Source organism: Thermomonospora sp. CIF 1, assembly GCF_001896795.1.
GTDB classification, from domain to species: domain Bacteria; phylum Actinomycetota; class Actinomycetes; order Streptosporangiales; family Streptosporangiaceae; genus Thermomonospora; species Thermomonospora curvata.
On record NZ_MOYN02000019.1, the window covers coordinates 1 to 10405 of the forward strand.

Genomic DNA, 10405 nt, shown 5'->3' on the forward strand with positions numbered 1-10405 from the left:
GAACGCCGCGCCGCGCTTGCGCCCTGGCTGCACATCTACAACCATCACCGCGGCCACACCGCACTCGGCGGCCTCCCACCCGCCAGCCGCGTTCCCAACCTCACGGGACAGAACACCTAGCCGCCGGCCAGCAGGCGGCGCTCGATTTCGGCCGCCCGCCGTTCTTGGTGGGGAAGCAGCCTCGGGGCGTCGGCCTGCCGGGCCTGGTCGAGATGGTCGCGCGCTGCCGCGAAGTCGCCGGCCAGCTCGGCGACCTGTGCGGCATACAGCAGCACCCGCCCGTCACGGGGAGCGGGCTCCAAGGCCGACTCCAGCTCCCGGCGCGCATCCTCGAACCTGTCCAGCCGCGCCAGCGCCAGCGCCAGCGCCGCGTGCAGCGGCGGGACGGCCGCGGTGTCCTGCTCGGCGCGCAGCGCCGCCTGCAGGTCCGGCACCGCCTCTGCGGCCCGCCCCATCTCCGCCTGGACCCGTCCGCGTCCGGCCAGGGCCGTGGTGTTCGTCGGGAACTGGCGGAGGATCTGCCGATAGATATCGAGCGCGGCGTCCAGGCGGTCGAGCTGCCACAGTGCCCGGGCCAGCCCTTCCAGCGGCGCGGGGTCGCCCGCGAGCCGGCGTGCCGCCTCCTCGAAATAGCGCATGGCCCGCTGCGGCTGATCGGCCTCCAGCAGGAGCTCCCCCAAACCGCACAGCACCCGGCCGACGGCGCTCCCGTCGTCGATCGCCCTGAAGATCCTGATGGCCTCGTCGAAGTGCTGCTCAGCCTCCTCCAGGTCGCCGAGCTGGCCGGTGGCGCGCCCCAGCAGGAAGCACGCCTCGGCCTGAACGCGCCGGTCTCCCCGTTCTTCCGCGGCGTTGACCGCCCGGCGGGCCCATTTGCCGGCCGTCTCGAACCGTCCCGCGGCGAAGGCCTCCTCGGCCGCGGTGAGCATCCATTCACCGGAATCGCGATTGTTGCCGGGTTCCAGGGGCAGGCTCGAGGAGCGGTTGGAACGCAGGATCGGCTCGATGAACCGATCGTGCTGCAGTTCGTACCAGCGTGCGCCGAGCCGATGCTCGGCCTTCAGCAGGTGCCGCTCGGCCAGGGCGCGCGGCACCTCGTTGGCCATGCCCGATGTGCTGGAGGCCCCCTCGTAGACGGTGTTGCGGGTGCCCATCTCGGTGATGAAGGTCTTCTCGATCCAGCTGCGCAGGTCATCTTCTGTCAGCCGGTACTCGGCCGCGGTCTCCGCGACGACCCGGTCGTAGAACTCCGCCAACGTCTCATCGACATTGCCGTGGCGTTCCACATGCCCGGCGGTGATGACCCGAACATCGTCCGGCAGCGACTCCCACAGCCCGGCGCAGACGATCTGCAACTGCACCGGCTCCACCAGCTCCTCGGGGACCCGGGAGATCCCGCCCCGCTCATCGGTGACGCGAGTGGTGCGCAGATTGTCCACGATCATCTCCGCCACGCCCGGGGCATAGGAACGCCCGGTGGCCCGCAGCGGTCCCTTCACCGCTTCCAGCGCTGCCTGCGGGCTCAGCGCCTGCAGGGGGAAGCGGCGGCGTGGGGGGGCGATGCGGTGCTCATAGGGCAGGAAGGCCGCCAGCGCGTCCTGGCGGATCGACACCAGCAGGCGCAGCTCGGGCAGCTCCTCGACGACCTCAGTCAGTTCGTCGAGGAAGGCGTCGCGGTGGCGCCAGTAATGCGGGGAGGAGGTGAACAGCTTCTCGAACTGGTCCACGGCGGCCAGGATCGGCACCGGCTCGCCGTAATCGTCGCGGCGCTCGCCGCGACGGCGGAAGAACTCCCGCAGGGACATGCCGCGCAGCTCATCGGCCTTGGCGGTCGGCCACCAGCTCGACAGCAACACGAACAGGAACGGATTGATCTCCGAACCGGCCATGTAGGCGTGGGTGGGCGTGGGCGTCAGGCTGCCGACCGGCAGCAGATCGACATCGGGCGGCAGGGTCGGGATGACGCCCGCCCGCAGCAGTGAGGACTTTCCCACCCCCGAGTAGCCGAACACCACGACCAGCCGGTTGGCCAGCCACAGGGAGCGCAGGTCGCGGATCTCCCGGTCACGCCCGAAGAACCGATCATGGTCGTTCTGCTGAAAGGACCGTGGACCGAGGTAGGGGTTGTCGCCGTAGACCGCTCCGGTCGTGTCGCTCACGGGCTTCCCCCCATCTTCCTGTCGAGCTCGATGAAGAAGTCACGCGCCGTCCCCCAATAGACCGAGATCTTCAGGTCTCCGAAGTACTCGTCCAGATAGTCGGTGGCCCGGCGTCGTTCCTCCGCTGAGGCGTTCCTCCCCACTGGAAGCAACTGAACACTCACATGTCGTCTTCGGTGCGTAGGCGGGAGCTCTCTGAGAATTCCATGCAACAACACCTGGAAGTTCCAGTCTTGCAGGCTGTAGCCGATGAACAACAGTGACGTTCGAGACAGAACCTCCTGAACTATCGGCGGGATCAGGACCGCCCGACCGCTGACGTACTCACGATGACGTTCCTCGGCCAGCGCGATGAGAAACTGAATGTAGTCGTCCTCGGTCAGGACCAAAGACTCCGGCATGGTGGCGACACCGTGCAGGTGGTACACGATGGGCGAGGCCACGTCGGTGCCCGTGGCGGGGGGATCGAAGTCCTCGGCGGAGTAGGGCGCACCCGCATACCAGGGGCAGCTCAGCACCCGGGGGGATCTTCCCGCTTCGCGGAGCGCACGCGCCATGAAATCATCGTAATTAGTGGTCAAATACATGGGTATCGGAAATTTTGCCAGCGCCGCATGCGGTTCACCGGGAGAAGAGAAGTCCGGGGAGGGCAGATCCGTGAAATATTCCCTGACGAATTTCTCTTTGACGAAGACGGGGTCGCCGTTGCGAACGCTCACGTATCGCATGACCCGGGCCAGGTCATGCCGGTCGGCGAAGGGGTACCCGTGCTCACGGGCCAGTTCGCGGCTGATCTCGGAGGCCACCTTGATGCGTCCATGACATGCCCCCGCTCCCAGGAACGGTGTGCACTTGCCGCTCCGGAGCTGGTCGGCCAGTCGCTCCCAGTCCTGATCGGTCAGCACTGTGGCGATTCCCCCTCCCCCTGCACCGCTGTGTCCCCCCGATGTCCTTCTCCTGGTACGCACGGCGCCGGATCCACCACCTCAGAAAAGACCGGACTCGAACCCGGCGATCGCGTCCTGCCGATCGTCCGTCTCGGAGAGCACCTGCTCCAGAAAGCGGCGGAGGACCGAGCCGCCGAGCCCCTCCAAGGCCTTCAGGGAGATCCCGGTGAGATCGATCAGCACGCCCTCCCCCGGAGGGCGCCGCCACGCGGCTGCCGTTTCGTCGTTCATCTGACATCACTCCTGGCGACGCTTCGGCTCTTCCGGCCGTCTTCGGCCTGCGCTCTGCCGGGGCCGCAGGCCGGGCCGGGTTCCATGCGCACGCTCGGACGGTCCTCCTCGGGACGGACAGGGTGGCGGAAAAGCTTCCGGCGCAAAGCGACGATCGCCGCTGTCAAAGCCATCGGGACGCGGAGCCCCGGCACCGACCGCCGCTGACTGCGGTAAAGCGACCGGTCGCCCACGATCCATCTGGCGAGCATCACCGCCAGCAGGGTCGGCAGGAGCAGACCGGGACTGAGGGTGGCCTCGAAGACCAGGATCGACACTCCCAAGGGGGCGTGAATGATCGGTCCCAGGCAGGCGGCCATGCCCACGATGGCGAACGCCGCCGGTCCGGGACCCTCCAGACCCAGCGCGTCGGACACGCGCCAAAGCGCGCCTCCCGCGGTGGCGCCGATGACCAGCCCCGGGCCGAAGACACCGCCAGGCCCGCCGGTGCCGATCGACAACGAGGTCGCCACGGCCTTCATCACCGGCAGCAGCAGCAGCGTCCACCAGGCCAGGCTGAGCACCTGCCGCTGGTCCATCACGGCCTGGGCCGTTCCGTACCCGGTGCCCGCCACCCCGGGGAAGACCAGCCCGAGCGTCCCCACCAACAGCCCGCCCAGCGCAGGGAACAAATAGCCGAGTACCGCCGCGCGCCTGCCGGTGCCCTTGCCAACGGCCCACCGAGTGGCGCGCAGCACGCTGTAAAGGAGACAGGCGTAGAGCCGTCCGAGCAGCCCGCACAGCACCCCTAGGACGGCGAAAGCCGCAAGCAGCGGGAGCAGGTCGGGAAAGGCCCAGGGCACGGTGATCGACAGGGCGCCGAATGTAGGGGTGGGCCCGTGGACGAGGACGAACAGTCCGTAGGCGATGCCGGAGCCGAGCAGAGCCGGAGGGATGCAACCCACGCTCAGGCCGCGCCGGTAGAGGAGTTCCGCGCCGATCACGGCGCCGCCCATGGGTGCCCGGAAGATGGCCCCGATGCCGGCCGCCGCTCCCGTGAGCAACAGCGTGCGCGCCAGTTGCCGGGTCACCCCGGCGGTGCGGGCCACCGTCGATCCGAGCGTCCCGCCGATCTGGGCGATCGGCCCCTCGGTGCCGCCCGACCCACCGGAGCCGATCATGACCGTGGCGCCGGCCATCTTCCTGCCCAGCACCCGCAGGCCCATCCGTTCCGGTTCGGTGTGCGCGGCATCGATCAGCGCGTCGGTACCGTGCCCGGTGGTCTTGGGGGTCACCCGTCCGGCGAGGAACACGGCCGCCGCCGCGCCGCCGGCCGCCACCAGCGGCAGCGCCCACGGACGGGCGAAACCGGTGGCGGGGCGGGCCTGGCCGTCGCCGGCCACGGTCGCCGGATGGTGCCCCACCAGCAGGCCCAGGAACACGTCGGTCGCCCATTCCACCAGGGCGTAGAAGACGATCGCCGCGATCCCCGCCAGCACCCCGACGGCCACGACGCAAAGGAGAGAGCGGAGCGCAGAGCGCGCCTTCCTCGCGGCACCGCGTCCCGGTGACCACACCAGACCTCGTCTCGCGGTGCGGTCACCGGCCGTCATGCCGGCCCCTGGAGGGGCTCCAGGACGGCGCGGCCCTGGCCTTCTTGCGCGCACGCGACCGGACCGGTGACCTGCACGGGCCTCCCGGAGGCCGGACGTCCGCGTCCACCCCGGCGGCACACGATCTTGACTTCCATCTCACCGCTATGTCCGAATTTCGGTCCGACGATAAATGGAACCTTCTTCGGGACGACCTCAAACCTTGCAAAAGACCCACGCTTCGGCGCAGCTCTGAGTCCGAGCCCGCAGACCGATCCGTCAGATTTCAAGATCACATCACCACCGCTGCACACCGCCCGCCCATCGCCGCATTTTGGACGCCCGAATATAGGTGAAGAGAGTAATTGTCAACCTCCGAGGATAGTCCCTGAGCTCCCGCCGCCCTCCAGCATCCCCTCAGAGAGGTCTCTGGAGAAGACCTGCATCCCACCCCGAAACGGAAAGACGATGCTGACCGTGGACGCTTGGGTGAACAGGACGTTCTGAACGACCACGAACGGCCGACGAGGCCATAGAATCGAGGAAATCCTTTTCATCGGCCCACGGATCCGCCGGAGGGGATAGTGACCCAGGAGGGGACGAACCCGACCCGCGACAGAGAACCCGCTGTGTGGGCCAGAGAGATCCCCCAAAGGAATTACTACTTCACCGGCCGCACCGAGGTGCTGGACCGGCTGCACGAGAGCCTGACCGGCGCCGGGGGGTGGCTGGCACTGCATGCGCTCAACGGCAGCGCGGGCATCGGCAAGACGCAGCTGGCGGTGGAGTATGCGCACCGATTCCGGCACGAATACGACCTGATCTGGTGGATCTCCGCCTATGACCCGAAACTGATCAGGGCGTCGCTGACCGCGCTGGCCGAGGCGCTGGATCTGGGGCTGTCGGGGGCCAACCTGGCCGTGCCCGCCGTGCTGGACGCACTGCGCCAAGGCCGGCCCTACCGCCGTTGGCTGTTGATATTCGACAACGCCGACTCTCCCGAGACGCTCAACGACTTCCTCCCCTCCGGGCCGGGGCACGTGCTCATCACCTCACGCGACCGGCGCTGGACGGGAGCGTGTCCCACCATCGATCTGTCGGTCTTCAAACGCTCCGAGAGCATCGCCTACCTGACCCGCCGGGTCGACGGGCTGAGCGAAAACGACGCCGACCGGCTCGCCGAAGCCCTCGGCGACCTGCCGATCGCGCTCGTCCAAGCCGCCTCCTTCCAGCTGGAGTCAGGCATCTCCACCGATGACTATTTGGAGGCGCTCAAGCGCGGCGGGCCGCAAGAGGTGGCAGACGCACCGCCCCTGGACTACCCGATGCCCCTCCACAACATGTGGACGCTGTCCATCGAGACGGTGCGTTCTCACAACCCGGACGCCATCGAACTGCTGGACCGCTGCGCCTTCTTCGGCCCCGCCCCGATCCCGTTGAGCGTGTTCACCGAGACCGCGCAGGTGGTCGACTCCGACTTCCAGGAGCTTCTGGCCGCGCCCATGCGTCTCAAGCGCGCCCTGGGGGTTTTGAACCGGTACTCGCTGGCCGATGTCGACACCATCCACAACACCGTGCAGATCCACCGGCTGATGCAGGCCTTCAGGCGCCATGCGCTGGCCGACCGGGCCGACAGCATTCGGCACGAGGTGCACCTGCTGATCAGCGCGGCGGCGCCGCACGACCAGGAGCTGGGGGCGCGGCCGGAGATCTATGCGAGCCTGCTGGCCCACGTGGACGACTCGAAGGTGGTCGGCTGCCGGACCGAGGCGGCGCGCAGGTTCTGCATCGGCCTGGTACGGCACCTGTACATGGAGGGCGACTACCACAGCGCCCGGCAGTACTCCCAGCTGGCGCTCGACCACTGGCGCGCCACCATCGACCCGGATGACCTGTACCTGCTCACGATGTCGCGCCTGCAGGGGATGACCATGCGGCTGCTGGGCGACGTCCGCGGGGCCTACGAGATCAACAGCAGGACGCTGCAGCGGATGCAGGAGATCCTCGGCAAGGACCACGAGGAGACCCTGGCCGCCATGAACGACCACGGCGGCGACCTGCGCGCCCTGGGCAGATTCCAGGAGGCGCGCGAGCTCGACGAGGAGTCCTACCGGATCCACCGCGAGGTATTCGGCGAGCACACGGTGAAGACCCTGCGCGCCGCCAACAACCTGGCCCTGGACCACCGGCTCGCCGCCGCCTACCACGAGGCGCTGCGGCTGGACCGCGAGATCCTCGAGCGGCGCCTCGCCCTGCACGGCCGCGCCGACCACCCCATGGTGCTGGCCTCTCGCAACCAGGTCGCCCGTGACCTGCGCGAGTGCGGCCAGTACGCCGAGTCCGCAGCGCTGCAACGGGAGGTCTACCGGACATACCGGGCCGTCACGAACGACAACCACCCGTTCGCGCTGCGCGCCCAGAAGAACCTGTCGGTGTCGCTGCGCAAGGACGGCCACCTGGCCGAATCCCGCCCCTTGGCCGAGGACGTGTATCAGCGTTACCTCAATCTCTTCGGCGCCGACCACATCGACACCCTCGCCTCGCGCTGCAACCTGATCAACGAGCTGCGGCTCGCCGGGGAACTGGACGAGGCCCACGACATCGGCGTCGACACGCTCGAGCGCTACCGCAGAACGCTGGGCGAAGAGCATCCGATCACCCTGGGATGCGCGATCAACGTCGCCATCGTGCTCCGGCTGCGGGGCGCTCCGCAGCAGGCCCGGGAGCTGAGCCAGGAGGCCCACGAAGGGCTGTGCCGGCTGGTGGGTCCCGACCACCACTACACCCTGAGCGCAGCCGTCGGCCTGGCCGGCGACCTGGCCGCCTGCGCCCACCTGAGGGAGGCCTGCAGGCTCGGGGAGGAGACCCTGCAGCGGTGGCGGGCGGCCCCCGCCTTCGGGGCCGACCACCCCTACACCCTCTCGTGCGCCATGAACCTGTCCCAGGACCTGCGCGCACTGGGTGAGGAGAAACAGGCCGCGACACTGGCCGAGGAGACGATCGAGCGGCTGCGCGCCAAGCTGCGTCCCGGGCACCCCCTCATCGAGCAGGCGGTCAGAGGCGAGCGGCTGGAGTGTGACTTCGAACCGCCTCCGCTGTAAGAAGCGCCATGGGGCGGAAGCCTGCGAACACCCCCGGCAAAACCCGCCTCAGGGCGCATGGTGAGGACGACTCGACGCCGCCTTCGCGCTGTTTCGAGTCGTCCCCGGCGGTCTCTCACGGGTCTCCGGGGCTCTATCCGCCAGCGCCAGGGGCCGGTGAGGACCGCATGTGAAGCGACGCTTAAGGTCACTTGGGCCGGTGGAGAAAGGTCCTCAACCATACCGTGGAGGCCCACGTCCTAGCCCCCAAGTTCGCCCCGCTGTTCACCGAGGAGGAATTAGAAAAGGGCGGCACCTGGCTCGAGCAATCCGGCTACCGGGTCTGAAATCACACCGCCGTCCGGGCCGCTGTGGACATCTATTCAGGCAGGGCGCCACAAGGCGGTCTCGGTGGTGTCGTGGTCGCGGAGGCGTAGCACCTCCCGGAACCTTCGTTGCCGGTTGGGAAGACCGTGCACGAGCATGGTCTGATGAGCACCGACCTCGTCGGCGATATTCAGCAAACCGCGACGGTCGGCGTGCGCGGACACCCTCATGGTGGCCACGTGCGCCTTCACCTGGACGGTCACTTGACCACTGCGATCAGGCAGGGTGAAGTTCCCGCCGCCCTCCTCGGCCAACTTCCGTAGCCGTGCGCCCGGTGACTCCTCGTCCTGGTAGCCAGAAATGAACAAGGCGCTGCTCGGTTCGGGCAGGATCCGTGCCGCCCACTGCACGGCCGGGCCACCCGTCAGCATCCCCGAGGTCGTGATGATGACGCCGGTGCGGAAGGTGTCGAGTTCGGCAGGGCGATCGGCGACGGCCACGGAGTCCCCGAAGATCTTCAGGGGGTGGGCGGAGTCGGCAGTCGCCGCCTCGAACGCCGCGCTGAGGTCGGCGGCCATCCCGTCAATGCGCAGCGGCACCTCCGGCAGGTACCGCCGCAGAATGAGAGCGATCTCCTGCGCCCTGCCGAGGGCGAAGGCGGGGATCAGCACCCGGCCGCCGCCCTGGCAGATCTCCTGGACCTCGCGGACGAAATCACCGACGCGCAGCTCCCGGTCGTCATGGGTATCTCCGCAGCAAGTGGTCTCCATGACCAGGAGATCGGCGCCGCGGGACGAATCCGGCAGGGTGTAGCCGTCGACGCTCTCTTGCCGGAACCCGGAGATGTCGCCGGTCACGACGATCCGGCGATCACCGGCACGGATCACCGCTCCGGCCGCGCCCAGGATGTGCCCGGCTGGGAACAGTTCGACCGTCAACTCGCCGATGCGGCGCGGCACCGTGAACGGCACCTCCTCACACCGGTGGGCTGCCGCCTCGACCTCGGCAGGACCGTACAGCACCGTCGCCGCAGAGCCCCAGGACGCCAGCGAGCGGTCCTGTTCCCGCATGACCTTGACGGTGTCCTCCCACATCATCGGCATCAGCCGGACGGTTTCGGGAGTTGCCAGGATCCGCAGTCGCGGGCTCTGCGCGACCAGTGCCGGCACATATCCGCAGTGGTCGTTGTGAGCATGAGTGACCACGACAGCGTGCAGCTCTCCCTCGAGCGCCCGTTCGATGTCTCGCGGTGGCAGCGTCCGTCCGTCGAAGGTGCGCACGCCGGCGTCGACCAGGATTCTGGTGCCTCCCGCCTCGACCAGCAGGCACGACCCCCCGATCTCGGTGTCCCCGCCCAGTGGCGTGACGCGCAGGCCGAGCTCCTCGACGACCTCCACTCGTGGGACAGGCGGGGTCGGGTCCACCACGGCCCGTACTGCGGCCAGCAGCTCTTCAGGAGTGAGCGACGCCGCGGCCGACGCTGCGAGCAGGACGTCGTTGTAGCGCTCCGGCGGAGCGGTACCACCGTGCGGGTCCCGGCTGGCGGCGTCGTCGCGCGGCACCGGAGGCCGCTCCAACGCGTGCAGCAGTGCGGCGGCGGCCGTCTGGGGATCCTGCAGTCGGTGTTGCGCGACTGCGAGCTGCCGAACGAGCTTGTCGACGCGTTCTTCCAGTTCCGCCATGGAGGCCCGCGTCTCATCGAGCAGCTTGCCGGCCTCGCGGGCCTCCTCTTGGGCGTACTGCCGCCGCTGCCGCTCGGCTTTCAGCTTCTTCTTCAGGTCACTGATAGTCCGGTTGGCGTGTCCGAGCGCACGGGCCTGCGAGGAGGCGGACTGTCCCAGCCAATCGAGTGTCGCCTCGACCACCGCGTTATCGGGATTCAGCAAAAGAGTGGCCAAGTGCCGTGCGCGGCCCCGCAAACGAGCGCCGGCCATGGACTTGGCCACGCGAGCGCGTACTGCCGGAGAGCGCCGCAGCACCTGCAGCAGCCAGGGTGTCCGCTCGCGGACCAGCCAGCTCGCATCACCGGGCAGATGAGCGGCACCTGGACGGGAAAGCACTATCTCGGCCACGGCCCGTAGGATCGGCGC

At 68.6% G+C, this 10405-nt stretch carries 8 protein-coding genes; 3 read left to right on the forward strand and 5 right to left on the reverse strand.

Features of this window, described 5'->3' with window-relative positions; genetic code table 11:
* Window positions 1-120, forward strand: a 120-nt coding sequence (locus BUE48_RS12590) for an integrase core domain-containing protein (RefSeq protein WP_286989914.1), incomplete at its 5' end; no start/stop codon positions are given.
* Here the strand turns inward: BUE48_RS12590 and BUE48_RS12595 are convergent.
* From BUE48_RS12595 to BUE48_RS12610, 4 genes are all read right to left on the reverse strand, one after another.
* A complete protein-coding gene (locus tag BUE48_RS12595; protein WP_286989884.1) occupies window positions 117-2159 on the reverse strand; it encodes an nSTAND1 domain-containing NTPase in 2043 nt (680 codons plus the stop codon). The genes BUE48_RS12590 and BUE48_RS12595 overlap by 4 nt on opposite strands.
* Window positions 2156-3064 carry an SIR2 family NAD-dependent protein deacylase gene (locus BUE48_RS12600; RefSeq protein ID WP_012852895.1) on the reverse strand — a complete coding sequence of 303 codons (909 nt, stop codon included), beginning with the start codon at window positions 3062-3064 and terminating at the stop codon, window positions 2156-2158. Before BUE48_RS12600 ends, BUE48_RS12595 begins: the two co-directional genes overlap by 4 nt.
* Before the next feature lie 81 nt (window positions 3065-3145).
* Window positions 3146-3337: an FxSxx-COOH cyclophane-containing RiPP peptide gene (fxsA, locus tag BUE48_RS12605; RefSeq protein ID WP_012852896.1), complete on the reverse strand. Its 192-nt coding sequence runs from the start codon at window positions 3335-3337 to the stop codon at window positions 3146-3148.
* Entirely contained in the window at window positions 3334-4827 is a 1494-nt protein-coding gene (locus tag BUE48_RS12610) for a chloride channel protein (RefSeq protein WP_052305499.1), read from the reverse strand. The genes fxsA and BUE48_RS12610 overlap by 4 nt, the downstream gene beginning before the upstream one ends.
* Window positions 4828-5537: 710 nt before the next feature.
* Here BUE48_RS12610 and fxsT point away from each other — a divergent pair.
* Window positions 5538-8009, forward strand: a complete 2472-nt coding sequence (gene fxsT / locus BUE48_RS12615; protein WP_286989886.1) for an FxSxx-COOH system tetratricopeptide repeat protein — start codon at window positions 5538-5540, stop codon at window positions 8007-8009.
* Between the two features lie 191 nt (window positions 8010-8200).
* On the forward strand, window positions 8201-8335 hold the full coding sequence (locus tag BUE48_RS12620) for a hypothetical protein (RefSeq protein ID WP_286989887.1): 135 nt from the start codon (window positions 8201-8203) through the stop codon (window positions 8333-8335).
* A gap of 36 nt (window positions 8336-8371) precedes the next feature.
* Here the strand turns inward: BUE48_RS12620 and BUE48_RS12625 are convergent, their stop codons facing one another.
* Window positions 8372-10387, reverse strand: a complete 2016-nt coding sequence (locus BUE48_RS12625; RefSeq protein WP_286989888.1) for an MBL fold metallo-hydrolase — start codon at window positions 10385-10387, stop codon at window positions 8372-8374.
* Between the last annotated feature and the right edge of the window lie 18 nt (window positions 10388-10405).